This window comes from Alcanivorax limicola (assembly GCF_019931215.1).
Lineage (GTDB): Bacteria > Pseudomonadota > Gammaproteobacteria > Pseudomonadales > Alcanivoracaceae > Isoalcanivorax > Isoalcanivorax limicola.
The window spans coordinates 506,179-522,196 of the sequence record NZ_JAIOUB010000001.1; the positions used below are offsets into that span (position 1 = coordinate 506,179).

Consider the following 16,018-nt stretch of genomic DNA (forward strand, 5'->3'; position numbering starts at 1 on the left):
GTCACGACAAATAGTATCGCCCTCAGATAACAAACAGAAAATAATAAGAGCGCTCTGAGGTAAAAATGAAAAACAACACGGACCGTCTTCTTTCCCTGCTCGCCCTGTGGGCCGTTATTGCAGCAAGCAGTGGCTGCGATAACAGCCCGACCCCGTTCAAGCCGCCGGAAATTGGCGATGGCCTGATATATACCTATCCCCTCGACAACGCTGTCGATATTCCGCATGGCAGCAAGGCGTTGTTTGTCTTTTCCCACCAGGTCGATGCGGATGAAGTGGCAGCGGGCTGCGGCGCTGTTGATGCTGCAGCTGTCCCTGAAGGCAGCTTCTGCATTATTGGCCCTGACGGGCCGGTGGATATCAGTGATCGGATCTCGGTGGTCAACGCGGGGCGCTCACTGCAGGTCACCCTGGACGGGTTGATCTCGGGAGGTCGCTATGCGGTCTGGCTGCGGGAACCGGCCGCCCCCGGCGCCGTCAATCTGCCCGGCAACACGCCGCTAATGCACTTCCGGATGCGCCAGAGCAATCCTGTACCCGATGCGCCGCCGACAGTGCTTGCCATTAATCACAACGCGCCGGACGCCTACGCAGAGCCGGCCGCCTCGGACCCGCGCTTTCCGTTTATGGACTTTTCACCGGTGCGCATCACCTTCTCCGAGCCCCTGGCGCAACAAACGGTGCGCTATGGCGAGACCTTTGAACTTCTGCACAGGGATGACACAGGTCAGGCAAGTCTGGTGCCTGCCAATGTGTATGCGGAAAGACATTATATTTCGCTGCAGCCGGAGCAGGATCTGATCCCCGGCGAACGTTACGAGCTGCGCCTGAGCAGCGATATCAGGGACCTGGGCGGCGACGCGTTGGCCGAAGAAACCTTTGTGCTCATCCCCCTCCCCTCGAAAGCGGAGATCGGTGACGACAATCCGCCCATTAGGCAAGTATTGCGAACATTTCCGGCGCCGGGTGATCCTGGCTTCCCGCGTCAGTCGCAACTCAGTGATACTTACCTGAACAGCTTCGAGTTGGTGACCGAAGTGCTCGGCGCTGTGGAGACCAGCACCTATCCGGACAGCCTGGAGGCGTTTCTCGCCGATCCTGTCCTTTATCCGAACTATACGCCGATTCTGAGTCGGCACGGGCAATCCCTGCGCTTGACCGGCATCAACCCGGCGAAAATCGGCGGGCAGATCGACACCAATCTGATGACCGGTGATATCGGTGGCCTGTTCTTCACCAATGTCACGGCATACCTGCTGCGTAACCCGCACCGGCCCCACAATACCAACCCGGATGATGCGCTGGCGCCACTGACCGCCGTCATGCATTTCGATGTCGCCATGGTCGGCGAGGATGAGGCCGGTAATGCCACATTCAACCAGAACCTCATGCATGTGCAGGCGCCGGGCATTGTCTCTGTCTATGACGGCTCCCTGAATTTTGAAGTGTTCACCACGTTGCAGCTGGAAGCCCTCGGCGGAGCGGCCCGCATCAATGCAGATTTTTCTCTGGGGATTCGCTCCTCACAGGGTTTTGTTGTCGATGAAAGCAACCCGCACATTACAGAAATCACTGGCACCTACCCGGCAGATGGCGAGGTCAACTTTCCCACCCGGGAAAATATCATGCTTACCTTCAGCCGCCCGCTGAGCAATAACGCGCTTGATGAAATCCAGCTTCTGGATATGAGTGCCGGCGGCACACCGGTGCCGATTCGCGTCAACCGCGATGGCACGACGCTGACGGTAACGCCATTGGCGGAGCTTGCCAGTGCGGCAGAGCACCGGCTGATGCTGCCTGCCGGTCTCAGCGATTCCCATCTGTTCAATCCAATGCCCGTCGTGCCGCGCGCCGGCGACGCCCTGGGCGGTGATGGCGAACTTGTTTTCTCGACGGCCAATTACGCCGGCACGGCGACGCCGCCCATGATCCTGATTCTGCACCCCGGTGTGGGCTGCGCCCTCGCGGATGCTGGCACCCAGGAGGGCAAGGCCGGGCGTTGCGCCGGCGGGCTTTCCAGCGATGTGCATTATGAGCGCTTCCATTATGAAATCGGCACCATGATGGAAATCACCTTCAGCCAACCCATGGATGTGACCACACTGCGCGCTGGCACCATCAGTGCGGATGGCAGCCGTTGCACAGACGGCCCCGTCTGTCTGGGCAAGGAATCCGAAGGAAGCTGGCAGAACATTCCGGTAAGCACGCATATCGAAGACCGCTCGATGCAGCTGTATCCCGGCCACGATGCCCTGCAACCCGGGCAGGCCTATCGTCTTGTGGTGAATGGCAACAGTGCGCCGGCCTTTCGTAACCATGCACGCTTCGGCAACTTGCGCTTGAACACCACCCCCATGGCGGGTATCCGGGCCAGCGGCAATCAGGGCGGCGCCAATATCCTGGTCGATTTCGACGCCATAGATCAGGTGAGTACCATTTTCGCCAATGTGCGGACCATGCCCTACAGCGACACCAACGGCAACGGCGTGCTCGATACCGGCGAAGTCGAGCAACTGCTTAACAGTGGTCGCTTGCAGGTTGTCGGCACCGGCGGCCTGATTACCGGCGCAAGCCCGTCCAGCCCCGGTGATGATTTTGCTTTTACCTCCGGGGGGCTTCCCGCAAGTTTTTTCCCGGTCGTGCCGCTGGACCTGTCGGTATCCAATCTTGGCATGGAACCCCAGGGGCCGAACCGCTGGTGCTCGCCGGAAGGCTATGACGACGGCGCAGGAAACCCTGTATGCATTGATACCGAGGGCGGCTTCATGGCCCCGGTGGAAGTGGGCACGCCGCTGGTGCTCGGCACCGCATTGTCACTGGATGCCATCGTCGCCGGCCTGATTCCGCTGCAAATACAGACCGGCGCGCTGATCCTGCGCGTCCGGCCGCGCGATGAAGGACCAAAACGCGGCTACGTTATCAACGTTGCGGGGGAATCCCAGGCTCAGTTTCTGATTCGCCTCGAAGCATATCTCGATGCGCCGGATCTGAATCTGCTCGGCCTTGGTAACCCGTCCAATCTTTACAGCTTGCCCATTGCGGCCTATGTCATGGGCCCGGTGATCTTCATGGAGGACGGACGCCTGGCGCTACAGGCAGAGAACCTCACTGCCATTGATGCGCGACTGGACCTGGATCTCAGTAATGCCAATTTTATCGGGCAGATATGCAGCATCCCGGTTCTTGGCCCGATTCTCTGCGGAATCACTACAGGGCATGCGGATCTGAGAATCGAACCCGGTGATTTCAATATCACGGTGGCAAATCATCCGACACGTGGCTTGCGGCTCATCGCACCCTGATCAACGGGAATCAGCACAATAACAAAACGGGAAAATTCAACATGCGTATGATGCGTGCACGTTTACTCAGCGTCACTACCTTGCTCACAGCCTTGTTCACTGCCCTGCCCTGTTTGCTGCTGGCATCGGCTGCCAATGCTGACACTTATCGTGGCAACAGTTTCGAACAGCACCAGCAGCGGCCGCAAATGCCGGGCGCCAATCTGGTACGGCGTATCTTCGGCGAAGACAAACTGTACTTTCGCCTCGGCGCCAGCTTTCTCGAGCCCAACCTGAAAACCCGCTCCATTGAACTGAAAAATCTGTCCAATATCGCGGAGGTGGCGGTAGAGCCAGGCCCCCAGGAAGGCGAAGCCTATGCAGAAGGCATTCTGTTGCCCGGCGCCATCGTCGGTTACAACCTGCCCTGGGGGCGCGGCTGGTCGGTGGAAACGATCATCGGGTTGCCGCCCACCCTGGAGGTCAAGCTCAAGGGCCCGATTGCCGATGAACCGCTGGTGGAAGAAGCACAGGGGATTCCCACCGGTGTATCACCGCTGGGCTCAGACGCCGTAGAAACCAAAGTCATCCCGCCCATCGTGACGCTGGTCAAACGCTTCCGCCCCGAGCGGGATATTCGTCCCTATGCGGGGCTTGGCATGACCTACCTCTACAGTTACGACACCCGGGTGACCAATGCACTGTTGACCGAAGTCGGCCATCCCGACGTGGATATCGAGAACCGCTTCGGCTGGGTGGCGCAAGCCGGTATCGACTATCGCCTCTCCGGTTACTGGTGGGCCAACCTGGATGTGAAGTATGTCAGCGTCCCGAAGGTCAAAGGCACCATGCGGCGCACGTTTATTCGCGCGCCCGGCTTGCCCCAGTATGAATTCGTGGAAGTCGGCGATGCCGAGTTCGTCGCTGACATGGAAGCCTTTGCCGTGCATCTCGGCATCGGCTTTACTTTCTGAGTGTCACAAACGCCAGGCCCGCAAGGCTGCTGCAGACCACCATCGTCAACGCCATTGGCAAGGCGGAGCTGGTGTGCAGCAGCGTCACCAGGCCACCGGCCAGCCCCGCAAGCAGAAACTGCAGTGCGCCGTTGAGCCCGGTGGCGGCGCCGGCATCCTGCTCGAACAGCGACAGGAAACTCGCCAACGCATTGGGAATGATCAACGCCACCGAGCCGACCGCTATCATCACCAGCGGCACCGCCCGTTCCAGGGTCAGCGCCCCCAGCAAGACCAGCACCAGCAAGGCGCTGGCCGCGAGCCATTGCATGATCAACCCGGCACGCATCATGGCCGGGCTGTCATAGCGCCTCAGTAGCAGGATATTCAGTCTGTTGAGGGTGATCATCACGACCACATTGGCGCCGAACAGTATCGGGAATACGGCGCTGGATACGGCAAAGTGCGTCATGTAAAAGAACGCGGAGTCCGTGATGAACACAAACATCGCGGCAAAGGACAGCGCATTCGCCAGAATGAAGCCCATCGCCTGACGATTACGCAGCACTCGGCCGTATGCGGCAATGATGCCGCCCGCCGGCCGCCCCATCGGGTTCGCGGCCGTGGGCAAGGCGGTATTGAGCACCGCCACCATCAGCACGGCATAGGCTGCCAGTGCAATAAAGATGCCCTGCCAGTGCAGCAGATGCAGAATCGTTGCGCCGAGGGCTGGCGCCGCCAGTGGTGCAACCAGCATCACCAGACCGATGGTGGTTAGCAGCCGCGCCGCCTCCCGCCCGGTATGAAAATCGCGCACCGATGCAGCGGCAATGACAACCGTCGCGCCACCGCCCAATGCTTGCAGCAGACGCCAGCCCAGCAGACCGGTCAGCGAATTGCTCAGGGCCACACCGACACACGCCACGGCAAACAACAGCAGCCCGGCCGAGGCGACCGCTTTACGGCCGTAGCGATCTGACAGGGGGCCACCAAGCAGTTGGCCCAGTGCCGTGCCGAACAGGTAGATGCTGACAGAGGCTTCGATGCGCTCGACACTGACAGACAGGCTCTCCGCCATGGCCGGCAGCGCTGGCAGGTACATATCGATGGCCAGCGGCCCGATGGCCACCAGCATGCCCAGCACCAGCGCCAGGCGCGTGGTGGAGGTGGCAGAAGGTGCAGACAGCGCCGGTTGCGGCAGCAACGGAAAAGACATGAAACACCGTACTCCGGAAATTCTGGGCCCGGACATGATAGCGGCAACGGAGGCGCAACAGTGTAAAAGCCGGCAACGGTTTCGGGCCCAGCTCAACTCAGCTCAGACGAACTGCCAGCCCAGCCCACGGTAGGTGTCCACCGTGTCGACGACGCGCCCATCGCGTATCAGCAGCAGATGGTTGAAGCGCTCGCACAACTCCCCTGCCTTGGCATGGCGGAAGAAAACCGGGTCCCCAATGCCCGGCAACGTTGCCGCCGGGTCTTTACGGCGCAGCGGGGTCTGCACTTCCCCTGCCCCTTCGTTCGGCTCCAGCATCAAGCCCCGGGGCCACACGGGCACAGGGGCCTTGCCCGGTGATATGCCGCCGGAGGCGATATAGCCGCCGCCGAGGCAGGTCACGCGCCCGGCGTCCGGTTGCCGCACCACTTCCAGTGCAAACAAGGCCGCCGGAGCATAGTGCAGGTCGCGGTAATGATCGAACTGGGTCGGTGCATAGAGGCCGCTGCCGGCGGTGACTTCGGTCACCGCGGGATCTTGCCGCGTGCTGTCCAGGCTGCCCGTGCCGCCGCCGTTGACGAAACGCAGCGGGGCGCCCGCCTCGCGCAATGCCGCCACAACCTCACCACGCAGTGCCTGCAAGCGCGGCACGGAACCGCGCTTGAGCAAGCGTATCAAGCGGTTCTTCAGTGCCTGGCCCGGCACCTGATCACCGAGACCGGCAATCTGGGCTTCATAGCCCATCACGCCTTCAAGGCGCACGGCGTCGGATTGCGCGATCACGCGATACACTGCCAGGGCAGCCGCCACATGACGCACCGGCGAGCGATACACACCGAAATTGAGCCCTGGCAGATGCCAGGACATATCCACATCCAGACACAGCGGCAGCACCACACCCTGCTCGGCTGCGATGGCCGCAATGCGCTCCACCTGTGCCGGGCAATCCACCATCAGCGTGATCGAGGCGCCGTTTGCTACCGCAGCACACACGGCCGCCACATCGGCGGGCTGGCACGACGGATAGGCCACCAGCAGATCATCGAAACCCATGGCCGCCAACGCACAGGCCTCGCGCATATGAAAGCACATCAGCCCGCGACAACGATCATCGAAGGCCAGCGCATGGCGCAACAGCGCCGGACAGCGCACGGACTTTGATGCGATACGCAGCGGCAGATCACCCGCCCGCGTCAGGAGTTCGCGCAGGTTCTGCTCGAACAATGTCATGTCTACCAGCGCCGCTGGCAGCGGCTGGTCCGTCAGCGCGTTGCGATAGCCGTCATAGTTGAGCGCAGAATGATCGAGCACACGGTCGCGAGTGTCGTTGGCAGACATGATCAGGCGTTCCCTCGTGGCTTCTGGGCATGCCCTTCAAGCTGCAACCCGGCCCGGGCAAAACGCAGCAGCGCCGCAATACCCCGACCGGACAGGCCGCTGATCAGCCCGCCGAACAGACGATACTTTTCCCGCGTGTAGGGATACCAGTTGGCCTCGAGCTTGCCATGCTGCTTGTCGATCAATATCGCCTTGGAGCGCGTCATGCCGCGCAGACCCTCGGCGCCCTTGACGCGGCCCGCGCCGGACGCCCCGACTCCACCAAACGGCAGCGCCGGATTGCCCTCGGTCAGCATTACGTTATTGATGGATACCGCGCCCACCCGTAGTGCCCGGGCAACGCGGGAAGCCCGCTCAAGGTCCTTGCTCCAGACACTGGCACTGAGCCCGAAGCCACTGTCGTTGACCTGCCGGATGACATCCGCCTCATTGTCGAAAGCCAGCACCGGCAATACCGGGCCGAAGGTTTCCTGTTGCATGAGCAGCATGTCCGGCGTGACGCCGGTGACCAGCGCCGGGCGCAGCAACCGGGTGCCTTCAATCCGGCCACCGCCATGAATATGCGCGCCCTTGCTGCGGGCGTCTTCAAGCTGCGCCTCGACAATGTCGCACTGGAACTCTGTCGTCATGGCGCCGATATCCGCATCACCGGCATCACCCTCATTCACGATCAGGCCATCCAGTTGCTGCACCAGCGTATTCACCATCTCCTGATACCGCGGGCGCTGCACGTAAAGCGCTTCCACCGAGGTGCAGGACTGGCCGGCATTGGTAAAGGCGCCCCACAGCGCGCCGGCACTGGTGCGATGCATATCCACATCATCAAAGACCACCATGGCGTCCTTGCCGCCCAGCTCCAGGTCCACCGGTATCAGCCGCGGTGCCGCCTGGGCGAGAATCGCCTTGCCGGTGGCAGCACTGCCTGTAAAGCAGATCTTGTCCGGCCCGGCGTCGATCAGGGCGCGCGCCGTATCTCCGTCGCCATAAACCACCTGCAATGCCGCTGACAACCCGGGCAAATCCGCCACCAGGGACTCGAACAGCCCCTGCAACGGCGTGTGCTCGGAAGGTTTGAGAATAACGGCATTGCCCGCCGCAAACGCCGGAGCGATAGCGGTCAGCGCAATATGAAAGGGGTAATTCCACGGGGTAATGATCAGCACGGTACCCAGCGCCTCATGCCAGATACGCGATGCCTTGCCCATCAGCGCGATGGGCGTGGACACCTTCTCATCGGCCAGAATGGCGGGCGCGGCCTTGCACAGCCAGTGCAGGTAATCCAGCGAGCCCATGATCTCCGAGACCAGGGCATCGGTACGGCACTTGCCGGTTTCCGCCATCACCTGATCGACAATCGCTTCGCGGCGCTGATCGATGCGGTGGCGCAACTGCGCGAGTTCGGCCAGGCGCTCGGCCAGGCTACTGCGTGCCAGCTGCTCGGCGGCGGCACGGGCCTGCGCCATATACTGTGTCGCCATCATCGTGCGTCCTCGTCATCCACGTGCATCTGTAAACGGAAGTCCAGCGCCTGGAATACAGCGGAGCTGCCGTCCGGGGCGGTGCGGTCCAGCCCGCAGTAGTAGGTATTCATGATTACCCCTTTGAGAGCCAGGTCCAGCAGCCGGGCAGGCGCACCGACCAGGCCGGGCAGGCGCAACCCGGCACGAATGAGCAGCAGCATCAGTGCAATCAGCGGCCGTGGCAGCGCACCAACGACAGTAATCAGGCGCATCATCATCACCTGGTCCACGGGGCGCGCCCCGGCCAGCGCCCTGGGGGCCAACGCCGCCGCCCCGCTCTCGCTATAGGACGGCAATGTATCGTCGCCGGGAATCAGCACATCGCCGATCCGGGCAAGCGCCTGTTCGTGCCGCCGGGAGAATGCCGCGATAGGCGGCGAAGAGGGTCTGCTCATGCGGAGGCCTCCGCGATGGCAATGGATTGGCCCCGGGCGATGCCCGCCGATGGCAGCGTGCAACCGAGCAGGGCCTCTGCCGCGCGGTGCGCCAGGGCCATAATGGTCAGTGACGGATTGATGCCCGGCGCGCTGGGAAACAGGCTGCCATCCACCACATGCAGACGCGGCATGCCATGTACCGCAAATTCCGGGTTGACCACAGACGTATCGCGTTGCACACCCTGTGCGCAGCCGCCCATCAGGTGTAACCCGATGCCCGTGGGCGCCTGCATGACCTCCTTCGCGCCGGTCACCCGGTAGATATCGCGTATGACCTGCAAGCCCTCCCGCGCACGTCGACGCTCGGGTGCGCCCAGGGATTTGCGAATATTCAGCTGGCCGTTGCGCCCCAGTGACAGGCGTCCCGGGGTGACATCGCGCACCGCGACTTCTATACAGGCCAGATGCCGGTAGCCCCGCATCAGGCGCTGGTGCATCTGCGCGCCGCCGGGCAACAGATAGGCGGCGGCGACCGGCCCCATGAACACGTTTTCGAGTTTGAAGCCCGCCGCGCGAAAACGCGGATCATCGGATTTGAGTGCCTGGAAGCTGCCCCGGTGTGCGTCCACCGGTTCGGCATAACGGGCAAAGGTGACAAACTGGGGGTGACAGAAGAAGCCTTTCCCCAAGGCTGGCAAGGCATGAGTGAGCCCGGAGTTCATCAGAATACGGCTGCTGCCCAGTGTCCCGGCAGCGAGAACGCATTGCGCACCGAAGAACTGCACCTGCTCCTGGCCCACCCGGCCGTATACCGTCACGCCGGCGCTGCCGTGCACCACACCGTGCACATGACAGCCGGTGACAATTTCCAGGCCGTGCTGCTCTGCTCTGGGCAGAAAGGTTGCGGCCATGCTCTGCTTGGAGCTCCGCGGGCAGCCGCCCAGACAGCGCATGCAGTCATTCCCTGCTGACACATCACAGCGGGACTGCCCGCGACGCAATGGCGCGCGCCGATAGCCCAGCTGATCAAAGCCGTCGGCATAGATGCGCGCATTGCCGTTCCAGTCGCTCTCGGGGATCGATTGCAGCGACAGATCGGCCTCGACGGCATCATAGTGGCGCCCGAGTGCTGTCACATTGAAGCTATCGATGCTGCTGCGCTCGGCCCAGTCATCCAGCGCCACACTGTCAAAGCGGTCCAGCAGACACTGGTTGATGACCGTGCCGCCGCCAAGCACCCGACCGCGCATCAACATCAATGACGCGTCATGGCTTGGCTCAACACCGCCGCTCCACATCAGGCGAGCGCTGGCATCCAGCTCGTTGTCCGGGTAGTCCTTCGCCTGCCAGCGCTGCCCGGCCTCCAGCACCAGCACGCGCTTGCCGGCACGCGACAGATGGAAAGCCAGCACGCCGCCGCCAGCGCCGGAACCGACAATGATGTAGTCATAGCGGGAAAGTGTCACAACGGTTCCTGATCATCCCTGTGAAGTTTGCACTATAGTACACATAAGTCCATTTGGCCAGTGAGCGCTGTCACGGTTTCTCGACGCCCACACAGCCCCGTATCGCTGCGTACACGAGCAAAACGGGGCATGGGCGCAGCTATGACGGGGTCAGGATGCGGCGGCAAACTCGCTGGAAGACCAGTTCAGCATACCGAGCACAACGACACGCATCTGTTGAGCGGTACGCGCTCGCAACGCTTTCATGGCCTCGGCGTTATGCCGCAGACCCAGCATATCCTGGGATGTGGTGAGCACCGCGCGTACCAACAGATCGGCCACCATGAAGCGTTCGGCGTCGGAGAGATGGTTGGCGAAGCCGATGCGGGCAAGATCATCGGCCAGATCGTAGCCAAAGCGCACTGTGTGCATGCGCAGGGCCTTGCGTAAGGTGGCGCTGCCGCCGGTAATCTCGCGGCCGAAGAAGAGAAATTCCTGGGCGTGCTCGAGGACGAAATCGAAAAACACATCAACAGAGGAGATCAGCAACCCCTCCATAGTGACAGTGTCGTGTCGCAAGGCGCGCATCTGGGAGCGCAGCTCCGGCAGCGCCTCCTCAACGATCGCCAGGCCAAGATTGTCCATTGTCTGAAAATGCCGGTAGAAGGCGGTAGGCACCACACCGGCTGTGCGCGTCACTTCACGCAAGCTGAGACTGCTGAAAGCGCGGCCGTTGGCCACCATCTCCAGTGCTGCACTGACCAGCGCGGCGCGGGTCCGTTGTTTCTGTTCTGCTCTGACGCCCATGGGGCTTGTCCTCCCGAGTGGCCGGCAAGGCCGGAGCCAATTGGCGCCAAGCATCCTTGCGACTACTTATTATTGTCATAACATTATTGTCGTTGCGGCGGACATCCTGCCGCAGTGTTCACTGAATACGCCGGTTCGCAGTCAAGGTCAAACGAACAAAGGTCTGATCATTCTAGAACTATAATTAGCTTTGCATCACATCATGCTGATAAATAAGCAATTGAGATGGCTTTAACGCGCTGTCAGAAAAAAACGGTTACCAAATTCCGACGATCGTCATCCGCTATCTGACGAACAAGCCGCCGGCCCCGCCCTGCCCTGTCGGCAAGTCACTCAGCGTGGCGAACCAGTCTTGCAGCGACGCCAGCTGCTCGGCGAGCACATACGGCGGATTGATCACCAGCACGCCTGATCCGTGCATGCCCGCACCGGACTTGCGCACGATCAGCTCACTTTGCACGACATCACCGGGCACGACGGCGCGCAGCGAGCGCAGCATACGTTCATGACGCGCGTCCGGGAGCAGCGGGTACCAGAGCAGGTACACGCCAGTGCTCCAGCGTTTCAGTGCCTGCGTGAGCGCTTTGGCCATGGCGCTGTAGTCATCGCGCAGCTCATAGCTGGGATCCAGGATGGCCAGCCCCCGTCTCGGGGTCGGTGGCAGCATCCCGGTCATCGCCTCAAGCGCATCGCGCTTGTGCAACTGGACCCGAGGGCGCGGCTTGCTGGTAATCGGCCGGAACAGCTCGGCCAACGCGCCGAATTCCATCGGATGCAGCTCACAGCAGGTCAGCCGTACCTCGTCGCCCCCCACATGGCGGGCAATAAGTGGTGATCCCGGATAGCGCACCAGGGTGCCTTTGGCGACGCCCTTGTTGACGCTCATGAGCGCCTCGCGATAGTCATCCAGCAACGTCGGCCAGGGCTGCTGATCCAGCAACCGCATGATGCCCGCCGCCGCCTCACCTGTTTTTGCTGCCTGGGCACCGTGCAAGTCATATCGCCCGCGGCCGGCGTAAAAATCCAGCACCGACAGCGGGCCGGGTTTGCGGCGCAGATACGCCAGAATGAGAGAAAGCACGACATGCTTGTGCACGTCTGCGAAGTTACCGGCGTGGTAGCCATGTTGATAGCTGAGCATGATCAGGCCTCCTGCACGCTGTAACTGTCTTGAATGATGTCCAGATACCGTTGCACTTCCACCTCCCAGCGGGATTGATCCCAGCCCAGCCGTTCACAGACCAGCTTCGCCAGAACCGGCAATCGCTCTTCGCCACCGCGAGGCAGCATGTTGCCCAACCGGGTACGACGCAACATCAGGTCATCCAGGTGTTGCACCATTTCGTGCTGCAGAACCCAGTCGATCTCGGCCAACAGGGCATCGCCCTCCGGCCAGCGTCGCAGCGGGTGCCCCAGCCCGGTCGGAATAGCGCTGTTCTGCGCAAACCGGGGGCCAGCCCGCCGCAGCGCACGGTGCCTGTGACGATCAATAAAACCGGCCACAGCCAGCGCATCCAGTGCAATCACGCGAAAGGTGGTCAATTTGCCGCCACTGACGGTGATGACGCCATCGTGTGACCAGACGGCATGGTCGCGGCGCTCGCTGGACGGGTCGCCGCCCTTGCCGGAGGCGATGATCGGCCGCACCCCGGCCATGGTGGACAGAATATCGGCATCCGTCAGCTGCACATCGGGGAAAAACCCGTTGACCAGTTCCAGCAGGTAGTCGATTTCTTTCCGGGTTGCCCGGGGCTCACGGTCCGGGTCGTCGCGGTGGTCCAGATCTGTGGTGCCAATGCAGGTTTCTCCCTCCCAGGGGAAGACAAACACCGGCCGACCATCGCGAGGGTTGACCAGTGTCAGGCATTCGGACAACGGCAGACGTTGCGCCGGCACAAACAGATGGCTGCCGCGCTGGGGCCGCACGCGCGCAGGCGTGCCAGACAGCTGATCCGCCCAGGCGCCGGTGGCATTGATGACACGCCGGGCCACTAATGTGGCCGTAACCGGCGTGCCGCCTCGGACTGGATCTGCCTTCGCCGCATGATCCGTCACGCTCAGCGTCAGATCGCCGTTCGACCGTCGCGATACATCGTTTACCCCGCAATAGTTGATCGCCCGGCCCCCCTCCTCCACAGCGTCATGCAAGATACGCATCACCAGGCGACTGTCATCGGTCAGGGCGTCGGTATAGCGCATGGCGCCGGTAAGCGCCCGGGTATCAAGGGCCGGGACACGTTGCGCCAGGTCATCGGCGCTGACCCAGCGGTGGTCGCGCACCCCTGCCAGCAGGTCGTAGAACCACAGCGCCACCGTCATCGCCCAGCGGCCGGGGAACTGCCCACGCCGCAACGGGAACAGATAGCTCTGGCGCACCACCAGACCGGGCAAATGCCGCAACAGATGCTCCCGCTCCTGCAGGGACTCCCGCGTCAGGCGGATATCGCCCTGCTTGAGATAGCGCAAGCCGCCATGCACCATTTTTGATGATCTACTTGAGGTTCCATAGCTAAAATCATGTTTTTCAACAAGAAGAGCTTTAATTCCAAGCTGTGCCGCTTGATGCAGAATGCCTGCACCCGTGATCCCGCCACCAATGACGATCAGATCCCAGCGCGTGTCTGCCAGCTTCACCAGATCCGGCCTGCTCCCGAGCATGTATTACTCCTTGTCACAATCTTTACTGTCCCGGCAACGCCTCACGGCGCACAATGCTTTATCACTTTTTCCACAATATGCCCGTCTGGCTGGCCTGCGCCGGACCGGCGGCATCAAGGACCACCCCGCATGCCCGATATACGCCGCGCCGGGGCCACCGATCTGCCGCTGCTGGCCTCTACCCTCGCCCGGGCTTTTCGGGATGACCCCTTCTGGCGCTGGATGGCGGTGCCCGATCAGCACTACACGCGGCGTCTGGAGGCCGCCTTCCTGGCCCAGTTGCGCCACCTTGCCCTGCCCTCCGGGCTGATACACACGGTAGAGTCCCGCCAGGCCGCTGCACTCTGGTCGCCGCCGGGTACCTGGGGCAGCAGCCTCCTGTCACACTTTCGTTTCCTGCCCGAACTGGTCCGGCTGTGCGGCGTCCTGCGGCTGCCCGCCCGGCTGCACGGTATTCGCCGGGTGCAGGCACTGCACCCGGTGACGCCGCATTTCTATCTGCAGATCATTGGTGTCGACCCCCGCGCCCAGGGCCGCGGACTTTGCCGTCTGTTGCTGGATAACGTACTCACACAATGTGACCGCAGCGCATTGCCCGCCTATCTGGAAACCTGTAATCCGGACAACGTGCCTCTGTACCAGCACTTCGGCTTTGACGTATTGCACGAACTGTCGCTGCCCGATGACGGCCCGACGGTCTGGTGCATGTGGCGCGCTACGTCAACCAGCGGCGCCAGCGAGACATCTGCGGCCGCGCCACGTCACGATCGCGCGCCAGATCGCTGATCATGCCTTCTATCGTCCCCGCAACCTGCTCACGCAGATCCCAGAGCACCTGCGTCTCATCCTGACGGCCAGCCCAGGGCGCAGCGTCAGTGGCGATCGGGGCACCGATACGAAAATGGAAGGGCTCCGGACGCGGCAACGGCAGCGGCCCGAGTCCCTTCACCCAGGGCATGAAAAGATCCCCGTTGCGCAAAGCCTGCCTTGCCCGAGGCAGCCTGAGCAGGCTCCGACCAAGCCGTGAGGCGGTAAAATCATTGCCGTCATAAAGAATATCAAACGCTTCATCACACCCGACGGACGCAAAAGGAATGATGTCATAGCCGTGGCTGATGGCCATATAGGCAAATCCCGTGCGCTTCTTCCAGACCAGTCGGTTGATCTCGTCACGCCGCTTGGCGACCTCCCGGGCGCCGCCAGGAAACACCAGCACATGCTGCCGGGCCGCCATCAGGGCATGGCAGTTCTCTCGCGTGCCCGGCACCGCACCGAAGTGCGTCAGCAAACGCCCCCAACCCGGTGTGCGGAAGTGAAAGTGGTCTCCCAGACTGCGCGGGTAGACACCGGTCTGTCGATACAGGGCACTCACGAACAAGGGCGAATCGATAATGCCGAACAATGCGTGGTTGCCGACGAAGAGCGCCGGGCGCGCAGGATTCACGTGCTCGGTACCACTGATCTGCGGTGAAAAGTACCAGCGAGACGGCGCCATCAATCGTCGCAACAAGCGCTCTGGTGGCGGCACGAAGTCTTCCAAGGGGAAATCAGGCATAGCATTGCGTTCCAGCCATTGTTCAAATCGGCCACAGTATCCCTGTCGGCCTCGCAAATGCCCAGCGCTTGTTTGTGTTGATCCGCTGGATGGCGTGGATTGATCTTCCGTCTTTTCGGCGTTTGCCGTAATGTTAGGCACTGGTTCTCCGGCCAAAAACAGATTGATGGTCACAACAAAACTCTCAGGAGCAAACATGAAGATTATTGCCGCAAGTGCCTTGCTGGCTGGCGCGCTGGCCCTTACAGGCTGTCAAACCACTGACCCGTACACCGGGGAACAGAGAACATCCCGAGCCGCCACAGGCGCCGGCATCGGTGCGGCCGTGGGCGCTTTGGTAGGGATTGCCACCTCTGACAGTGCCAAGGAACGCAAGCGTCGCGCCCTGGCGGGTGCCGGTATTGGCGCAGTGGCAGGTGGTGGCGTGGGCTACTACATGGACGTCCAGGAGCGCGAACTGCGTGAGAAGCTCCAGGGCACAGGCGTTTCAGTGACCCGCGATGGTGACAACATCATCCTCAACATGCCGGGCAACGTCACTTTCGATACGGACGCATACCAGGTCAAGTCCCAGTTCATGCCGGTTCTGGATTCTGTATCCGAGGTCCTGAAAGAGTACCGTTCGACCATGATTCAGGTGGGCGGTCATACGGACAGCACCGGCAGCGTGCAGTACAACATGCTGCTCTCTCAGCAGCGCGCTCAGTCTGTGAGCAATGCCCTCGCCGGTTTCGGTGTTGAGCAGGTGCGCATGGATATCGTCGGTTTCGGCCCGCATCAGCCCGCAGCGACCAACGACACCGCCGCAGGTCGTGCGCAGAACCGTCGTGTTGAACTGACGTTGCTGCCCTACACGAACTAAACCGTG

13 protein-coding genes are annotated in these 16,018 nt (G+C 61.8%); 4 read left to right on the top strand and 9 right to left on the bottom strand.

Annotated features, from left to right (window positions below; genetic code table 11):
- The first annotated feature begins 65 nt into the window (after window positions 1-65).
- Together K8B33_RS02235 and K8B33_RS02240 are read left to right on the top strand one after the other, a co-directional pair.
- Window positions 66-3,302 carry an Ig-like domain-containing protein gene (locus K8B33_RS02235; protein ID WP_223422812.1) on the top strand — a complete coding sequence of 1,079 codons (3,237 nt, stop codon included), beginning with the start codon at window positions 66-68 and terminating at the stop codon, window positions 3,300-3,302.
- Between the two features lie 41 nt (window positions 3,303-3,343).
- Window positions 3,344-4,255, top strand: coding sequence for an OmpW/AlkL family protein (locus K8B33_RS02240; RefSeq protein ID WP_223422814.1), 912 nt, complete (start codon window positions 3,344-3,346; stop codon window positions 4,253-4,255).
- Here K8B33_RS02240 and K8B33_RS02245 read toward each other — a convergent pair.
- From K8B33_RS02245 to K8B33_RS02280, 8 genes are all read right to left on the bottom strand, one after another.
- On the bottom strand, window positions 4,245-5,450 hold the full coding sequence (locus K8B33_RS02245; protein WP_223422817.1) for a multidrug effflux MFS transporter: 1,206 nt from the start codon (window positions 5,448-5,450) through the stop codon (window positions 4,245-4,247). The two genes, K8B33_RS02240 and K8B33_RS02245, sit on opposite strands and share 11 nt — an antisense overlap.
- Window positions 5,451-5,552: 102 nt before the next feature.
- Window positions 5,553-6,788, bottom strand: a complete 1,236-nt coding sequence (locus K8B33_RS02250; protein WP_223422819.1) for an amino acid deaminase/aldolase — start codon at window positions 6,786-6,788, stop codon at window positions 5,553-5,555.
- A 2-nt stretch (window positions 6,789-6,790) separates the two neighbouring features.
- Complete coding sequence (locus K8B33_RS02255) at window positions 6,791-8,266, bottom strand: aldehyde dehydrogenase family protein (protein WP_223422821.1); 1,476 nt, start codon at window positions 8,264-8,266, stop codon at window positions 6,791-6,793.
- Complete coding sequence (locus tag K8B33_RS02260) at window positions 8,266-8,703, bottom strand: hypothetical protein (RefSeq protein ID WP_223422824.1); 438 nt, start codon at window positions 8,701-8,703, stop codon at window positions 8,266-8,268. The genes K8B33_RS02255 and K8B33_RS02260 overlap by 1 nt, the downstream gene beginning before the upstream one ends.
- A complete protein-coding gene (locus tag K8B33_RS16185) occupies window positions 8,700-10,151 on the bottom strand; it encodes a GMC family oxidoreductase N-terminal domain-containing protein (RefSeq protein WP_223422826.1) in 1,452 nt (483 codons plus the stop codon). The genes K8B33_RS02260 and K8B33_RS16185 overlap by 4 nt, the downstream gene beginning before the upstream one ends.
- Before the next feature lie 150 nt (window positions 10,152-10,301).
- Window positions 10,302-10,937 (bottom strand): TetR family transcriptional regulator, encoded by a 636-nt coding sequence (locus K8B33_RS02270; protein ID WP_223422828.1) that lies wholly within the window; start codon window positions 10,935-10,937, stop codon window positions 10,302-10,304.
- Window positions 10,938-11,220: 283 nt separating this feature from the next.
- On the bottom strand, window positions 11,221-12,078 hold the full coding sequence (locus K8B33_RS02275; RefSeq protein ID WP_223422831.1) for a 23S rRNA (adenine(2030)-N(6))-methyltransferase RlmJ: 858 nt from the start codon (window positions 12,076-12,078) through the stop codon (window positions 11,221-11,223).
- 2 nt (window positions 12,079-12,080) lie between these two features.
- Window positions 12,081-13,595: a glycerol-3-phosphate dehydrogenase/oxidase gene (locus tag K8B33_RS02280; protein ID WP_223422834.1), complete on the bottom strand. Its 1,515-nt coding sequence runs from the start codon at window positions 13,593-13,595 to the stop codon at window positions 12,081-12,083.
- Between the two features lie 129 nt (window positions 13,596-13,724).
- On the opposite strand from K8B33_RS02280, the gene K8B33_RS02285 reads away from it, so the two are divergent.
- Window positions 13,725-14,381, top strand: coding sequence for a GNAT family N-acetyltransferase (locus K8B33_RS02285; protein WP_223422836.1), 657 nt, complete (start codon window positions 13,725-13,727; stop codon window positions 14,379-14,381).
- Here K8B33_RS02285 and K8B33_RS02290 read toward each other — a convergent pair.
- Complete coding sequence (locus tag K8B33_RS02290) at window positions 14,311-15,150, bottom strand: lysophospholipid acyltransferase family protein (RefSeq protein ID WP_223422839.1); 840 nt, start codon at window positions 15,148-15,150, stop codon at window positions 14,311-14,313. The two genes, K8B33_RS02285 and K8B33_RS02290, sit on opposite strands and share 71 nt — an antisense overlap.
- Window positions 15,151-15,346: 196 nt before the next feature.
- Between K8B33_RS02290 and K8B33_RS02295 the strand changes: the two genes are divergently transcribed.
- Window positions 15,347-16,012, top strand: coding sequence for an OmpA family protein (locus K8B33_RS02295; protein ID WP_223422841.1), 666 nt, complete (start codon window positions 15,347-15,349; stop codon window positions 16,010-16,012).
- Window positions 16,013-16,018: the final 6 nt, after the last annotated feature.

Coding starts and splice junctions, on each gene's coding strand:
- K8B33_RS02290 (WP_223422839.1), bottom strand. CDS start 15,150: ATGCCTGATTTCCCCTTGGAAGACTTCGTGCCGCCACCAGAGCGCTTG.
- K8B33_RS02260 (WP_223422824.1), bottom strand. CDS start 8,703: ATGAGCAGACCCTCTTCGCCGCCTATCGCGGCATTCTCCCGGCGGCAC.
- K8B33_RS02250 (WP_223422819.1), bottom strand. CDS start 6,788: ATGTCTGCCAACGACACTCGCGACCGTGTGCTCGATCATTCTGCGCTC.
- K8B33_RS02280 (WP_223422834.1), bottom strand. CDS start 13,595: ATGCTCGGGAGCAGGCCGGATCTGGTGAAGCTGGCAGACACGCGCTGG.
- K8B33_RS02270 (WP_223422828.1), bottom strand. CDS start 10,937: ATGGGCGTCAGAGCAGAACAGAAACAACGGACCCGCGCCGCGCTGGTC.
- K8B33_RS02275 (WP_223422831.1), bottom strand. CDS start 12,078: ATGCTCAGCTATCAACATGGCTACCACGCCGGTAACTTCGCAGACGTG.
- K8B33_RS02245 (WP_223422817.1), bottom strand. CDS start 5,450: ATGTCTTTTCCGTTGCTGCCGCAACCGGCGCTGTCTGCACCTTCTGCC.
- K8B33_RS02255 (WP_223422821.1), bottom strand. CDS start 8,266: ATGGCGACACAGTATATGGCGCAGGCCCGTGCCGCCGCCGAGCAGCTG.
- K8B33_RS02235 (WP_223422812.1), top strand. CDS start 66: ATGAAAAACAACACGGACCGTCTTCTTTCCCTGCTCGCCCTGTGGGCC.
- K8B33_RS02285 (WP_223422836.1), top strand. CDS start 13,725: ATGCCCGATATACGCCGCGCCGGGGCCACCGATCTGCCGCTGCTGGCC.
- K8B33_RS02295 (WP_223422841.1), top strand. CDS start 15,347: ATGAAGATTATTGCCGCAAGTGCCTTGCTGGCTGGCGCGCTGGCCCTT.
- K8B33_RS02240 (WP_223422814.1), top strand. CDS start 3,344: ATGCGTATGATGCGTGCACGTTTACTCAGCGTCACTACCTTGCTCACA.